The sequence below is a fragment of the Sediminibacterium sp. KACHI17 genome, assembly GCF_040362915.1.
GTDB lineage: Bacteria > Bacteroidota > Bacteroidia > Chitinophagales > Chitinophagaceae > Sediminibacterium.
Window position 1 is genome coordinate 543,934 of sequence record NZ_AP029612.1, and the last position, 15,296, is coordinate 559,229.

The following is a 15,296-nucleotide window of genomic DNA, read 5'->3' on the forward strand; positions in this document are numbered from 1 at the left end:
CTTAAAATAAACTAAGTATGAGAAAGTTGATGACCATGCTCGCCACAATCGGACTCACAACAATGTCCATGGCAGTTCAGGCACAAACAGCGAAAGTAAATGGTACCGTAAATGGTGGCCAAAAAGCAGTTGAAGCAGCTTCAGTGGGTGTTTTACGCGCTAAAGACTCTTCAGTAGTAAAATTGGCCGTTACCGATAAAGCCGGTCAGTTTGAAGTTGAAAAACTAGCTGCCGGCAAATACCTGGTGGTTATACAGTCTGTAGGATATGCCAAATATTACAGTGAATCTTTTGATTTGGGTAATGGACAATCCTATACAGTTAAACCGGTTACCTTGGTAAATGCTTCAAAAGAGTTACAGGGTGTAGTAGTTACCTCTAAAAAGCCCTTTATCGAACAAAAGCTGGACAGAACGATCATTAATGTGGATGCTTCTCCAACCAATGCCGGTACTACGGTAATGGAAGTATTAGAAAAATCTCCGGGTATTTCAGTTGATAAAGATGGTAATATCAGTGTTAAAGGAAAACAAGGTGTGGTAGTAATGTTAGATGGTAAACCTACTTACCTCAGTGCACAGGATCTGGCTAATATGTTAAACAACATGTCAAGCTCAAACCTCGAATCAATTGAGATCATGACCAATCCTCCTGCACGTTTTGATGCTTCTGGTAATTCTGGTGTCATTAATATCAAAACAAAAAAGAGTAAAGTGATGGGCTATAACGCCAGTATTACCACAGGTTATACACAAGGTGTTCTTCCAAAAACCAATAACAGCATTAACCTGAACTATAGAAAAGGTAAAATGAACTTCTTCGGAAATGCCAGTCATAACTACAATGAGAATTTTGGAGAGCTGAAGATCGACAGAAACTTCCGCAATCAAACCACCAATGCGTTATTGTCAACTTTTGATCAACTCGCAGACAATCAGCGTGAGTTCAAGAGTTATAACTATAAAGCAGGGTTTGATTATTTTATGAATAAGAAAACCACTTTAGGGTTAGTTGTAAATGGTTACGATAGTAAAGGAATTGAGTATACAGATAATACAACCTTTATTAAAGATCCAATGGGTGCATTGGTAACACGTACACAAGCAATCAATGATGTTCATTTGCATTTCAATAATGTGGGTGTGAACATGAATCTGCGCCATGTATTTGATAGCACTGGTAAGGAATTGACAATGGACGCTGACTATATCAGATACACACAGGATAACACACAAATGCTGACCAATGATTTCTATGATCATAACGGTAGTATCAAAGCGCCAAAAGAGATCTTACGTGGTATTTTACCTGCAGCGATCAATATCTATAGTATCAAAGCCGATTATTCACAATCACTCAAAGGACAAATGAAATTGGAAACAGGGTGGAAGAGTAGTTATGTGAATACGGATAACGATGCTCAGTATGCCAATTGGAACGGTACTTCATTTGTGAATGATGTTACGCGTAGCAATCACTTTCTCTACAAAGAAAATATCAATGCCGCTTATTTGAATTTGAATAAACAATTCAGCAAAAAATGGAGTGCACAATTAGGACTTCGTGCTGAGAATACCAACATCACTGGTAATCAGTTAACAACCGGAGAAGTATTCAAGCGGAACTATACACAAGTGTTTCCAACCATGTATATCGGTTATACATCAAATGAAAAAAATCAGTTCGCTTTGAGTTATGGTCGCCGTATCGATCGTCCGAATTATCAAGATCTAAACCCATTCTTTTACTTCCTGGATAAATATACTTACCAGGTCGGTAATCCATACCTGAGACCACAATTCAGCCATAACATTGAGCTTACACACACTTTTAAAGGGATTTTGAACAGCTCTATCAACTATAGTACGACCAATGATATTCTGCAGGATGTGCTGGAACAGATCGATAGTACGAACTCTTCCTTCATGAAGAAAAGTAATATCGCACGCAGACAAAATCTAGGGGCTTCCGTAAGTCTGGGTATGCCGGTTACAAAATGGTTCAGAACCAATATCTACATGAATGGATTTTATAACAAGTTCACAGGTGTGGTAAATGGTGGAGAAATATCAGTAACAGGTGCAACATTTATGACCAATATCTCAAACCAATTTACATTGCCAAAAGGCTGGGGTGCGGAGTTGAGTGGATTTTATCGCACAGGTGGAGTAGAAGGAGTGTTGGCAATGAAATCTATGGGTGGATTGAACATTGGCTTTACCAAACAAGTAATGAAAAATAAAGGTACCATCAGACTGGTGGCACGTGATATCTTATATACGCAACAATTCCGTGGATACAGCAGATATCAGAATGTTGATGTAACGATTCGTCAGGCTAGAGATAGTCGTGTAGTTAACTTGAGCTTTACTTATCGCTTTAGCAAAGGGAAAACTGCAGCGCAGCGTAAAAGAGGTGGTGCAAATGAAGAACAGAATCGCGTCAATATCGGTGGAGGTAATTAATTGACAGAATGATGAACGGAGTTTGGCGGAAGAATAGATACAATTTCCCATTCGAACTAAAATGACTCCGTTCATCCTTATTTGACAATTTTATGTAGCCCTAAGCTGTCAATTTAGCTGCATCAACTTTGTTTTTTTCTCATGTGCATTATATAGAAGGCGGCCCCGATGTCTATCGGGGCTTTTTTTTGGCCCATAGTTCATGGACCATGGACTATGAACCATCCACCAACCTCCCTATCTTTGCAAAAAACAACACCATGCCTTCTTTTGATATTGCCAGCAAAGTAGATCTGCAAACCTTGGATAATGCCATCAACACTGTAAAAAAAGAAATTGCAGGCAGATTCGACTTTAGGGATTCTCATGTTTCTATTGAACTCAATAAAAAAGATTTTATCGTATCGCTGGAAGTAGAGAGTGATATGAAAATGAAGCAGTTGATCGATGTCCTCATAGGCCGCGCCATTAAACAAGGAATCGATGGCAATGCTTTCGATTTTTCAAAAGATGCATATCCCAGTGGTAAAGTGGTGAAAAAAGAAGTCCCCGTTAGAAATGGACTGAAGCAGGAAGATGCCAAAAAGATCGTAAAAATGATCAAAGACAGTGGTTTGAAGGTTCAGGCCGCCATTATGGATGATATTATCCGGGTAACAGCCAAGAAAATCGATGATTTACAGGAAGTTATAGCGAAATGTAATGCCGGTGGATTTGGTATCCCCCTGCAGTATATCAACATGAAAAGCTAACGTAAACCTTGCATTCTTGACGATTGTTCCTTTATACTTGGTTCTTTTGCAGTCATTTTTTGGCAAATAACCTGTATTTCTTTACTTTTGCAGTCCTTAAAATAAGCGTACGGCCAAATCCGTACCACCTAAAAATAAAAATTATGAAACAAGGTATCCATCCGGAAAATTATCGTTTTGTTGTGTTCAAGGATATGAGTAATGGACATTCATTCCTGAGCCGTTCAACTGCAGCTTCAAAAGAAACCATCGTTTGGGAAGATGGTAATGAGTATCCAGTAATCAAATTGGAGATCTCTAATACTTCTCACCCTTTCTATACCGGTAAAAACATGCTGGTTGATACTGCAGGTCGTATCGATAAATTCAAGAAGCGTTACGAGAAGAAGAAGTAATTTCAACTTCAACCATATTGATAGTCCCGCTTGTACCACTTGCGGGACTTTTTTTTGCTCAATATTTCCGTTCATCATCAACCACATTGTTATGCGATAGACATTGGGGCATCCTAGAGATAGTTTTGCTGTTACAATTCGTAATAATGAAACAGATCCGACAAATTATAACATCAACACTCATCGTTTCAAGTCTGATGTTCACTGCTTGTAAGAAGCAACCTATCACTCCTCAATTACCGCCGCCTCAGCCGCAACAGCCAACGGGCAAGCTGGCTAAATTAGTATATGATACCGGCGCTTTTGATTCGCTGTATTATTTGGCTGATGGAAGAATCGCCAAACTCATCAACAATATTGATCCTGTGAATGGAGACGGGGTCAGTTATAATTTTGTGTACGATGCTACCGGTAAAGTTGAACGGATCAATAGCAGTGAAGATCGATCATATCGATACAGTTATGAGAATGGTAAAGTGATCGCTATTAGTGAATACATCAATCAACATAAGTCTTCTTATAAATTGTTTAATTATGTGAATGATGTACTCACATCTATGGAAATCTATGTCTACAACGGAGCCGCTCGTGGTTACGAGTTCAGTGCTTTGCATAATTATAGTTTTTACCCCGATGGTAATTTGAAGGAAGAAGTTGCTTATGCAGTGAATGCTTTTACTGGGCAATTGGTCAAACATATGACCATTGAGTATTCAGATTATGACAATAAATTCAATGCAGAAGAGCTGGTTAGACAAGTGCCTTATTATTTTGGTATTGTTCGATTGAAAAATAATCCGGGAAAGAGAATTGTGAAAAGGGATGTGCCCAATATCACGACCATATTCAATAGCATATTTACGTATGATCCGCAGTCGAAACCAATGACAAAGAAATTTCAATACCAGGATCCGTCAGGGGTATTGATAGAGACGAACACTTTATTTTATTACTACTAATAGACAAGCAAGCAATCAACCGATCAAGTCAGGGTATTCTCAGGAATACCCTTTCTTATTTATGAAAATGCAAACCTTACCTTTGTGATTCAATTGAAAAGTATGAAACTGGATATATTGGCATTTGGCGTTCATCCGGATGATGTTGAGCTTGGTTGTTCAGGTACGATTCTCGCTGCATTAGCCGAGGGCAAAAAAGTGGGTATTGTCGATCTGACCAGAGGCGAATTAGGTACTCGAGGTACTGCTGAAACTCGTAAACAGGAGGCAGCTGCTGCAGCTGAGATACTTGGCGTACAGGTGCGTGAAAATTTGGGAATGGCTGACGGATTTTTTCAAAATGATGAAGCTAACCAACGACTGGTGATCGAGATGATCCGAAAGTACCAACCGGAGATCATTCTTGCCAATGCTCCGGAAGATCGACATCCTGATCATGGTAGAAGTGCCAAGCTGGTTTCTGATGCTGCATTCTTATCTGGTCTTCGTAAAATTGAAACCTCGCACAATGGTACTGCGCAAACGGCATGGAGACCCACTTATGTGTTTCATTATATTCAGGATCGCTTCATTCAACCTTCTTTTGTGATAGATATTACCGCACACATGGATAAAAAAATCCAATCCATTTTAGCCTATACTACACAATTCAATAGCACAGGAGGAGATGAGCCTCAAACGTATATCTCAACACCACAATTCCTTGAAACAGTGAAAGCACGCGCCATGATGCTCGGAAAAAGGATAGGTGTCGGTTATGCAGAAGGCTATATCACGGAGAAGATCATTGGCATCAGTAGTTTTGATGCGATCATTAAGCACAGTACTTAGTAGCAGACTCCTGGTTGATGGGCCATTGCTTATAGCAAATAGTTCAATTGCCTATGGTACAGTAAAAGTGGTCAACCTGCACCCAATTATGAAACTATTCTCCCCATGGACTATTAGCTATAAGCCATAAACTATAACCTATTTCCTCATCACTATAAATAATTCACTGCCTACTCGCGGTGGGATGGAATTGTAGCATGGCTCCATGCGGATATGGCGAAACGTTGAAGAGAATAGATGATTATATTCGGTTTCATTACCGCCAAAAGGAGGCCCGCCCTCGAAGCTTCTATTGAACAATACGCCTACCAGTTTACCATGAGGTTTTAGTAAAGCTGCCATTTTAATCACATACTGTTTTCGCAATTCAGGATCAATGGCGCAAAAAAAAGTTTGCTCGAGGATCAGATCATATTGTCCTTCAAGATCAAAGAAATCACCTGTAATGATCTTTATTTTATCTGCATTTGTAACAGTTTGTTGCTTTAATTTTTCAGTTACAGCTGGCGCCAAATCAATTACCGTGATATCTGTAAAACCTTGTTCCAATAAGTACAATGCTTCGTAACTATTACCACCGCCGGGAATAAGAATGCTACAATCTTTGTCAGTCAACTGGTCAATGTATTCCTTAAGTGGTGTGGAAACATTGCCAATATCCCAACCTGTTTGTTGTTGTAGGTATCTATTGTTCCAGTATTCTCCTGAAAGAAATTGATTCATCAATAGTTCTTTGGTTCCGTTAGATTACATCAGCAACAAGTCAATCACCGATATGTGATGCATGCGATGGAATTGTAATTAGTTTTATTTGTCTGCCACTGATATATCTGAATTGATTTCCATCCCAAAAGCCATCTTGCTCTAACATGATACGAATGGATTTTTTCCACTGTGGAATTTCAGATGCTGCATTCAACTCAATAGAATAAGCAGTGTTTTTGTGTAGTGGAAAGTCACCGGATCCGGGCACACCTCCTTGTTGATCCCACAAGCCAATGGTAGGTCCGGCAGCATGTCCATGAAATCCGATCGGATGTGTGTATATCACAGCCTGAATATTTTCTGATTTAGCTTGTGCCAGGGCATCTGCCAAAATCTGATTTCCTGTTTTTCCTGTTTTGAATTGTGAGGTTAGAATATCCTGTAAACGATTCCCTTTTTCAAAAGCTTTGACCAAATAATCAGGAGCCGATTTTTCTCCCGGTTGTAATACATATGCATGTTGTTGAATGTCTGTATTCAGTCTTAAATAGGTAATGCCAATATCCACATGCAAAAGATCACCTGTACGAATGACTTCATCTTTAGGTCGATTTGAAAAAGAACGTAAGTGGTCAAAATTCTGTGGATCATTTCTTTGCACTGCTACAGAAGGATGAAACCATGTGTCGAGACCTAGATCACGTATCTTTTGTCTGAACCACCATACAAGATCATCAGTTGTTGTAACGCCCGGCATGATCACTTTTTCTGAGAATCCTTCCCGAATGATATCATGTGTGATCTGTATCAGTTGTGGATATAGTTGCATTTCTCTTTCTGTTCTGGTCTCTAACCAACGTACTGCTAACTTTTCTGCACTGACTATTTTCGAAGCAGTAGCAGCGGACAATTTGGCCATCAGCTCTTTTTGTTCCGTAAAAGTGAGCCCATCTGCATGCGCATAATGTGTGGAATAATTCAAGCCGATCTTATTCGGATTCTTTTGTTTGATCAGATCAACCAGCGCATCCCATTGATCCGGGAATTGATTCATATCCCAGGCTGCTTTGATCTCATTGCCTACATTATATCTGGCAATGGCATATTTTTCTATTGTACCATTGGGATGATTATAGAAAGCCAGTATGGTTCTTCGTCTTGCCGATATCCATGTAGATGGCAACATGGTCTTGATCACCGGATCTTCATTGTATTCCCTTGAAATAACGATCCACATATCAATACCTTCTTCTTTCATTAATCCGGGTAACAAATGGTTCAAACGTTCTGCTAATAACTCATCGATCACTCTTGATTGTTCTTTCAACGGTAAAATATATTGCGCACGAGCCACGAGTGCACCAAATACAGCGATGGCAAAAAATAACAGTAGTTTTTTCATACGAAGCAGTTTATGGTAGATGTCAGATAGCAGATGTAGACTGTCTGATTTTTTATTTTGAATTTTCGCTTTTGACTTTGTTTTCAATACTCACTACTCACGTCCCTCTGTCTTGGAATGATAAAACCAATCAAATCATTCAACTCTATCCCAGCTCTTTCGCAGGCATCTTTGATATCTTCTCTTGAAACATTCGCAGCGAAAGATTTTTCTTTGAGTCGTTTATTGACTCCTTTTACATCCATTCCTTCATATCCTCCCGGACGCATCAGTGAATATGCATGTATCAAACCAGAAAGTTCATCAAATGCATATAGCATTTTATCCATTTCAGTTTCCGGAATCACGCCAAAGTAATGATGTCCATGCGATGCAATAGCACGAATGATCTCGGGGTCTATATTGCGTTGTTCCAATTCCTCAATGATTTTTTTGCAGTGTAGTTCAGGCCACTGATCCCAATCAGCATCATGTAAAAGTCCGGCCATTTCCCATCTCCACTGTTCTGTCTCGTTGGCCTGTAATTTTTCAGCAGCCCAGCATTTCATCAGATGTCCAACCTGCCGCATATGCAGCTTCAGTCTGGGATTCAAAACCCATTCATGAAACAAAGTTTCTGCTTCTTCTCTGGTTAATACATTTCCTTTATTTGCAGGATCTCCAAAATTTGTTCTTCCTAAGTGTAAAGACATAGTCCATCATTTATTTCAGTGCCTCTCACTGAACTCAGTAGCAATGGATTTGCCACTGAAGACTCAGAAGTACACTGAATAAAAATAAGTAAATAAGAGATACTGGTGAATAAGGATTCATCATGATCATTTCTTTGTATTTTTCCGTTTTAACTCAACATATGCGAAATACAGTTTTACTCGTCTTAGTATTGACAGTGATTGCTTGTTCAACACATCCTTATAAGTCTACCAACAAGGTCTACAAACAAAAAGTGAAAACATACGCCAAAGAAATTGCGGCATTACCTATAGAAAGTACATTTTCTGATTCTGCTTTATTGCCGCCTTATTGGGTTGGTACCACCAATTTCAACTTGCGTAAGCCAACTTTTGTGATCATTCATCATACAGCTCAGAATTCCTGTGATCAAACACTCAAAACATTTACTTTGCCCCGTACTTCGGTAAGTGCGCATTATGTAATCTGTAAATCAGGTGTCTTACATCATATGCTCAATGATTATTTAAGGGCATGGCATGGAGGAGTAGGGAAGTGGGGTAATCAAACTGATATCAACTCGGTATCGATCGGTATTGAACTTGATAATAATGGATTTGAGCCATTCGATAGTTTGCAGATCAATTGTTTATTAAGCCTGCTAGACAGACTCAAAAAACAGTATGCCATTCCTGCTGCCAATTTTATAGGTCATGGTGATATTGCACCTACCCGTAAAAACGATCCCAATTATCGATTCCCCTGGAAATTATTAGCAGAAAAAGGGTTTGGCCTCTGGTATGATGAAAACCGGGAAGCTGTACCGGCTGATTTTAACCATATACAGGCATTGCGCATCATTGGGTATGACGTTAAAGATACCAGTGCGGCTATCCAGGCCTTCAAAAGGCATTTCTTACAGGATACTACTAAGCGGATCAATGATTTGGACAAAAGTGTCCTGAACAATCTCCAGAAGAAATATTATTGATCTCTGATTGCTTGATTTTTTGATGTAAATCAAAAAATCAGCCATCAAAAAATCAAAAATCGCTTTTCCTAACGTTTGTTAGCTTATTTTTGCACCGCCAAAAATAAAAGATATGCAATTCCAACTTAGTGAAGAACATGTAATGATTCAGAAAGCAGCTCGTGATTTTGCTCAGAATGAGTGCTTGCCCGGAGTAATTGAACGTGATGAGAAACAGCAGTTTCCCAAAGAGCAGATCATGAAACTGGCTGAATTGGGTTTTATGGGGATGATGGTGGATCCTAAATATGGTGGCGCCGGAATGGATACCGTAAGTTATGTATTGGCGATGGAAGAGATCAGTAAAGTGGATGCCAGTACCAGTGTTTGTATGAGTGTAAACAATAGTCTGGTATGTTGGGGATTGGAAACATTTGGTACAGAAGAGCAAAAACAAAAATACCTGACACCATTGGCTCAAGGACGTAAAGATGGTGAATTGTATATCGGAGCTTTTTTATTAAGTGAGCCTGAAGCGGGTAGTGATGCTACCAGTCAGCGTACTACTGCAGAAGATATGGGAGATCATTATTTATTGAACGGTACAAAGAACTGGATCACCAATGGTTCATCCGCTTCTGTGTACCTGGTGATCGCTCAAACAGATCCTGCAAAAGGAAGTAAAGGCATCAATGCGTTTATTGTAGAAAAAAGCTGGCCGGGCGTAACCGTTGCAGCGAAAGAAAATAAATTAGGTATTCGCGGTAGTGATACACACACCATTCTATTAACAGATGTGAAAGTGCCAAAAGAGAACAGGATCGGTGAAGATGGTTTCGGTTTCAAATTCGCTATGAAAACATTGGCAGGTGGTAGAATTGGTATTGCTTCTCAGGCATTGGGTATCGCCAGCGGTGCTTATGAATTGGCATTGGCTTACAGTAAGCAGCGTAAGGCATTTGGTAAAGAGATCATGCACCATCAGGCGATCCAGTTCAAACTGGCGGATATGGCCACTAAAATAGAAGCTGCTCGCTTACTTTGTTTAAAAGCAGCCTGGGAAAAAGATAATGGGCTTGATTATACGCTGAGTTCATCTATGGCGAAAGTATATGCCAGTGAAGCAGCGATGTGGATCTCAACAGAAGCGGTACAGGTGCATGGTGGTTATGGTTTTGTGAAAGAATATCATGTAGAAAGATTGATGCGCGATGCGAAGATCACACAGATTTACGAGGGTACGAGTGAAGTGCAGCGGATTGTGATCAGTAGAAGTATTTTAAGTAAGTAAAAAGTAAAAAATCAAAAGTTATAATCAGAGGTGAGCATTAGCTCACCTTTTTTTATGATCCCGATGACGCATCTGAAGTAGGGTGGATGATTCCGATAGTATCGTATGATTTTTTGTTGTAACAGTTTCTTCTGTAACATTTTGAATAATCTACGTTAAGAATGGCAAAGCATATAATGTATGTACTCGTTAGCCATTTTTAACATGAATAAGAAAATCGTCCTAATTATAGCCTTGTTCTTCTGTACCATGGCTAACGTCCTATCTAATGAGAAAGTGATAAATACTGCAGTAGATTCATTTATCAATGAGAAAATGAAGATGCTGAAGATAACCGGTATTGCTATTGCAGTAGTAAAAAATGGAGAAGTGATCAATCAATCCGTATACGGAATGGCGAATTTGGAATGGAATGCTCAGGTTTCTTCACATACTAATTTTCAAATCGCTTCTTGTACCAAATTGATGACCTCTACGCTTTTACTAAAAGCCATTAGCGCAGGTAAAATTCATTTGGAAGATCCGGTAGCTTTATATGTAGATACCATTCCTGAATCGTGGAAATCTATGCGCATCAAGCATTTGATCAGTCACTCGAGTGGGTTAAGGGAATTCAAAGGAGATCCATATACACCTGTTGATGCTGTCGTTCGATCTTTAAAAGATTCTACATTGGAATATATCCCCGGAACCGATCAGCATTATGCGCAGGCTGATTTTATGCTCTTATCATATATCCTAGGAAAAATATACCACAAGTCATTTCCAGATTTGATCAACGATGAAATTTCGATTCCACTCAAAATGAACGACGGCGGTTATGATATGGAAGCTAAAACAGGAAGCTTAATGAGGACCCGTCTTATGAAAGAAAGAGCAACAACTTATTATGATTTAAAAGGCAACCTGCAAGGCTACAAGTTCATTTATCCGCAATTTTATTATGCAGCTGGTGCTTATTATGCATCCATTAGTGATTTAACGAATTGGGCTATAGGGCTTGATAATGATCAATTGTTCTCCAAACAGTTGGTGGATGGGATGATTTATGGACGAGATGATATTGGAGTAAAAAAATCAACCTACACACGCGCAGGTTGGATATTGGAAAATGAAAATGGTATTACATATGCCGGACATAGTGGTGGACCAGGCTTAGCAGAAATTCTCAGATTCCCTAAGGAAGGCTACACATTCATAGTATTAAGTAATGATGGTGAATTATTGCCCGGACTTGCAAGGGCTATCGCTTCATTTTACATAAAAGCATTGCCACAAAAATTTGTGGTTGAAAAATTTGATCGATAAGACCATTCTTTAGTAAAAAGAAAAAGTTTGTTCAATCTTTCATGCTGTATTCTTCTCATCTTTTTTACAGAGATGTTCTATTACATTTTTTTATAAAATTATCAGAACAAAACTTTTGCATTGTTGTTCCATTATCACCCCCTCTTGATAAGCATACAGATCGATGTTATCCTACACAACACGATCACAATTAACCCTTTTTGATGACGACATGATATGTTGAGATCGTTATACTTAGCTATCAGCTGATACTATTTATAACATCACTATTTGCATCTACCCCTGTCTCTTAATGCCAAATCAATGGAACAGTCATGTGTCCAAACAATACATCTATGTGTGTAATGCAACGATGGAAATATAACTATGTGATCATGCACAAAAAGTGTAGATGTATGTCATCATGAATGGTTCATTTCAACAAACAACATCTTTTACATATCCCATTATTAACCAACAAAAAACCAAAAAGTATGATGAAGCACATTAAAATCCTGATGCTGGCATGTTTGCCGCTCTTTGCATTCGTGTCTTGCAAAAAAGATGAAGCGGCACCTGCTAAAACCATTGCAACGCTTGTAACAGAGAATTCAAACTTATCATTATTGCGAACAGCTGTGGTAAGGGCCGGACTGGTTGAAACATTATCCGGACAAGGTACTTTTACAGTATTTGCACCGGATAACAATGCATTTGCTGCTGCCGGCTTAGGTACAGAAGCTGCGATCAATGCTGTGCCGGAAGCTACATTACGTCAGATACTACTGTATCATGTACTCGGACAGGAGTATGCATCCGGCGCGATCCCCACTGCTACCACTGAGTTAGCCAGTGCCGGTCAAGCAAACGTTTATGTTACTAAAAATGGTAATGGGGTTTTTGTTAATGGAGCTGCAGTAACCACTGCTGATGTTGATGCTGCGAATGGAGTCGTTCATGTGATCAACAAAGTGTTGATGCCACCTCCGGGTAATCTTGTACAACTGGCTCAGTCAAATGCCAATTTATCTTTCTTGGTTGCTGCGGTTGTTAGAGCAAGTCAGGGTAGTACCAATGTAGCTGCGGTATTGTCTGGCGCAGGACCATTCACTGTTTTTGCACCAACAAATACAGCTTTTCAAAATGCAGGTTTCCAAACAATCGAATCCATACAACAGGCTGATCCCAATACGTTGGCATCTATCCTTACTTATCATGTGATCGCTGCAAGGGTATTTTCTTCTGATCTTACTGAAGGTGCAAGACCAGCAACAGCTAATGGCGGAACTGTGACCATAACCTTAGCAGGAGGAGCCAAAGTGAGAGGTAATGGTAATATGGCCGCTTCTAATATTACGGCTACTGATATTGTTGCCAGCAATGGTGTAGTGCATGTGATTGATGCGGTATTACTGCCGTAGGGGGTGATTGGAAAATAAAAAATCAAAAGTCAAAAGTAAAAATGTTGTAGTTAGGTATCATTACATTTTTACTTTTGACTTTTGATTTTTAACTTTTTACAATTCGCTTTCCATTACTTTTTCAAATACCTCTTCATACTCTTGATTCAACGTATTCCATTTTGATTGGACTTGTTGATAAGAGGCTTCAAGTTGTTGGAATTTAGTAGGGTCAGAATAATTAGAGGGATCGCCCAATGCGTTTTCTAGTTGTGCTTTTTCCTGCTTAAGTTTATCTAACTCTATTTCCAGATTGCTCAATCTTTTCTTTTGTTTCTGTAGTTCTTTTTGTTTCTCTCTATCAATCGGTTGATTGGTAGGTGCGGGTTTTACAGGTTCAATAACTTCAACCTTTTTGTTTTCAACGGGCGTCTTATTTTCTGTTTCTTGTACCTTCTTTGTCTCTTGTTTCTTTCCTCTTGTCTCTTCCTCCTTGATTCTCTCCATTCTTTCATTCCACTCCACCCATTCCTGATAAGTGCCTTTGAATTCTTTGATCTGATGATCCACGATCTCCCAGATCTTATTTGCAGTCTTTGAAATAAAATAACGATCGTGGCTGACCAATATGATCGTGCCTTCGTATTTATTCAATGCTTCTGCCAATAATTCCACTGAATGCATGTCCAGGTGGTTGGTCGGCTCATCGAGCATTAAGAAATTACCTTTGCTTACAATGGTTTTGGCCAATGCTACACGTGCTTTTTCACCCCCACTTAATACACGAATTTTTTTATCAACGTCATCGCCACTAAAGAGAAAGGCGCCTAATAATGCTCGAAGTTCTACATCAGTTTTCTTACTTCCGCATTGTTGCAATTCTTCCAGAATGGTATTGGTTAAGGTCAGTGCTTCCAACTGGTGCTGTGCATAGAAACTCTCTTCTACATTATGTCCCCACACACGCTCGCCTTCAAAAGGTTCAGTGCCGGCTACCATGCGTAATACGGTTGATTTACCTTTTCCGTTCGCTCCGATCAATGCAATTTTATCACCACGTTCGATCTCTGCTTGTGCGCCTTCGAGAATTTTGATCTTGCCAAAACTTTTACTGGCATCTTTTAATTGTACCAATACTTTACCCGGAACTTTCTCTAATTGAAAATTGATGCGCAGATCCGGACGTTCCAGTTTTACATCTTCGATCTTTTCAATTTTATCCAATCGCTTTTGGATACTTTGCGCCTGAGCAGCTTTGCTGGCTTTGGCTTTGAATCGTTCAATGAATCGTTCTTGCTGGCGAATATAATCCTGCTGGTTTTCAAAAGCTTTTTGCTGCATTTCTATGCGCAACGCTTTTTCTGTTTCATAGTAGCTGTAATTGCCAGAATAAATATGTAATTGTTGCTGATAAACTTCTACGATCTTATTGACCATTCTATTCAGGAAAAATTTATCGTGACTCACGATCACCACACTGCCTTGGTAATGCAACAGATATTTTTCCAGCCATTCGATGGAAGGAAGATCGAGGTGGTTCGTAGGTTCATCCAATAAAAGCACATCCGGTTGTTGCAGAATCATTTTGCACAACAGCACACGCATGCGCCATCCTCCACTGAATTCTTTATAAGGACGAATAAGGTCTTCATTACTGAAACCCAATCCATGTAATACTTCTTCTGCTTTATGATGAATATTGTAACCATCCAATACATCCAATTCATGTAAGGCATCGGTATAACGAATCAGTAGATCGTTGTTCTCCGGGTCTTTTTCAAGTTCATGTCCCAGTGTTTCAATTTCTTTCTCCAGTTGACGCACACGTTCAAATGCACCCAATGCCACTTCAGTAATGGATTCATTGGTGTCAAAGCTTAATAGATCTTGATGCAGGTAGCCAATCGTGGTATCTTTTCCTTTTTCAACAGATCCTTTAGAGGGTGTATATTCTCCCACCAATACCTTTAAAAGGGTAGACTTACCCGTACCATTATAACCGATCAATCCGATACGGTCGCCGGGTTGTATATGCCAGGTAGCATCTTCAACGATCACACGGGCACCAAATTCAAAAGTCACATTCTGTAAGCCGATCAACATTTCTTAACAATGGTTTAGGAGCGCAAAGGTAATTGCAAACGGCTGCCATTTCAATTTGCTTTAA

13 protein-coding genes are annotated in these 15,296 nt (G+C 39.4%); 9 read left to right on the plus strand and 4 right to left on the minus strand.

The features are described from left to right. Positions 1 to 17: 17 nt before the first annotated feature. The 5 genes from ABXG83_RS02300 (at position 18) to bshB1 (ending at position 5,402) form a co-directional block, all read left to right on the plus strand. Positions 18 to 2,465, plus strand: a complete 2,448-nt coding sequence (locus tag ABXG83_RS02300; protein WP_353549879.1) for a TonB-dependent receptor — start codon at positions 18 to 20, stop codon at positions 2,463 to 2,465. 260 nt (positions 2,466 to 2,725) lie between these two features. Beyond that, complete coding sequence (locus ABXG83_RS02305; RefSeq protein WP_353549880.1) at positions 2,726 to 3,217, plus strand: YajQ family cyclic di-GMP-binding protein; 492 nt, start codon at positions 2,726 to 2,728, stop codon at positions 3,215 to 3,217. A 143-nt stretch (positions 3,218 to 3,360) separates the two neighbouring features. Then, positions 3,361 to 3,612, plus strand: a complete 252-nt coding sequence (locus tag ABXG83_RS02310; RefSeq protein WP_178889330.1) for a type B 50S ribosomal protein L31 — start codon at positions 3,361 to 3,363, stop codon at positions 3,610 to 3,612. Positions 3,613 to 3,758: 146 nt separating this feature from the next. Beyond that, positions 3,759 to 4,571 carry a hypothetical protein gene (locus ABXG83_RS02315; protein ID WP_353549881.1) on the plus strand — a complete coding sequence of 271 codons (813 nt, stop codon included), beginning with the start codon at positions 3,759 to 3,761 and terminating at the stop codon, positions 4,569 to 4,571. 102 nt (positions 4,572 to 4,673) lie between these two features. Beyond that, the gene (gene bshB1, locus ABXG83_RS02320; protein ID WP_353549882.1) at positions 4,674 to 5,402 is read left to right on the plus strand and encodes a bacillithiol biosynthesis deacetylase BshB1; all 729 of its coding nucleotides are present in this window, start codon (positions 4,674 to 4,676) and stop codon (positions 5,400 to 5,402) included. 138 nt (positions 5,403 to 5,540) lie between these two features. On the opposite strand, the gene ABXG83_RS02325 is transcribed toward bshB1, so the two are convergent. The 3 genes from ABXG83_RS02325 to ABXG83_RS02335 form a co-directional block, all read right to left on the minus strand. Then, positions 5,541 to 6,125 (minus strand): methyltransferase, encoded by a 585-nt coding sequence (locus ABXG83_RS02325; RefSeq protein WP_353549883.1) that lies wholly within the window; start codon positions 6,123 to 6,125, stop codon positions 5,541 to 5,543. Positions 6,126 to 6,165: 40 nt separating this feature from the next. Then, complete coding sequence (locus ABXG83_RS02330) at positions 6,166 to 7,509, minus strand: M24 family metallopeptidase (RefSeq protein ID WP_353549884.1); 1,344 nt, start codon at positions 7,507 to 7,509, stop codon at positions 6,166 to 6,168. An 83-nt stretch (positions 7,510 to 7,592) separates the two neighbouring features. Further along, complete coding sequence (locus ABXG83_RS02335) at positions 7,593 to 8,201, minus strand: hydrolase (RefSeq protein ID WP_353549885.1); 609 nt, start codon at positions 8,199 to 8,201, stop codon at positions 7,593 to 7,595. A 161-nt stretch (positions 8,202 to 8,362) separates the two neighbouring features. On the opposite strand from ABXG83_RS02335, the gene ABXG83_RS02340 reads away from it, so the two are divergent. The 4 genes from ABXG83_RS02340 (at position 8,363) to ABXG83_RS02355 (ending at position 13,150) form a co-directional block, all read left to right on the plus strand. Next, positions 8,363 to 9,172, plus strand: coding sequence for an N-acetylmuramoyl-L-alanine amidase (locus ABXG83_RS02340; RefSeq protein ID WP_353549886.1), 810 nt, complete (start codon positions 8,363 to 8,365; stop codon positions 9,170 to 9,172). Between the two features lie 112 nt (positions 9,173 to 9,284). Then, entirely contained in the window at positions 9,285 to 10,442 is a 1,158-nt protein-coding gene (locus ABXG83_RS02345; protein ID WP_353549887.1) for an acyl-CoA dehydrogenase, read from the plus strand. A gap of 204 nt (positions 10,443 to 10,646) precedes the next feature. After that, complete coding sequence (locus ABXG83_RS02350; RefSeq protein ID WP_353549888.1) at positions 10,647 to 11,750, plus strand: serine hydrolase domain-containing protein; 1,104 nt, start codon at positions 10,647 to 10,649, stop codon at positions 11,748 to 11,750. 473 nt (positions 11,751 to 12,223) lie between these two features. Next, entirely contained in the window at positions 12,224 to 13,150 is a 927-nt protein-coding gene (locus tag ABXG83_RS02355; RefSeq protein ID WP_353549889.1) for a fasciclin domain-containing protein, read from the plus strand. Positions 13,151 to 13,246: 96 nt separating this feature from the next. On the opposite strand, the gene ABXG83_RS02360 is transcribed toward ABXG83_RS02355, so the two are convergent. Next, the gene (locus tag ABXG83_RS02360; protein WP_353549890.1) at positions 13,247 to 15,232 is read right to left on the minus strand and encodes an ABC-F family ATP-binding cassette domain-containing protein; all 1,986 of its coding nucleotides are present in this window, start codon (positions 15,230 to 15,232) and stop codon (positions 13,247 to 13,249) included. Positions 15,233 to 15,296 lie beyond the last annotated feature (64 nt).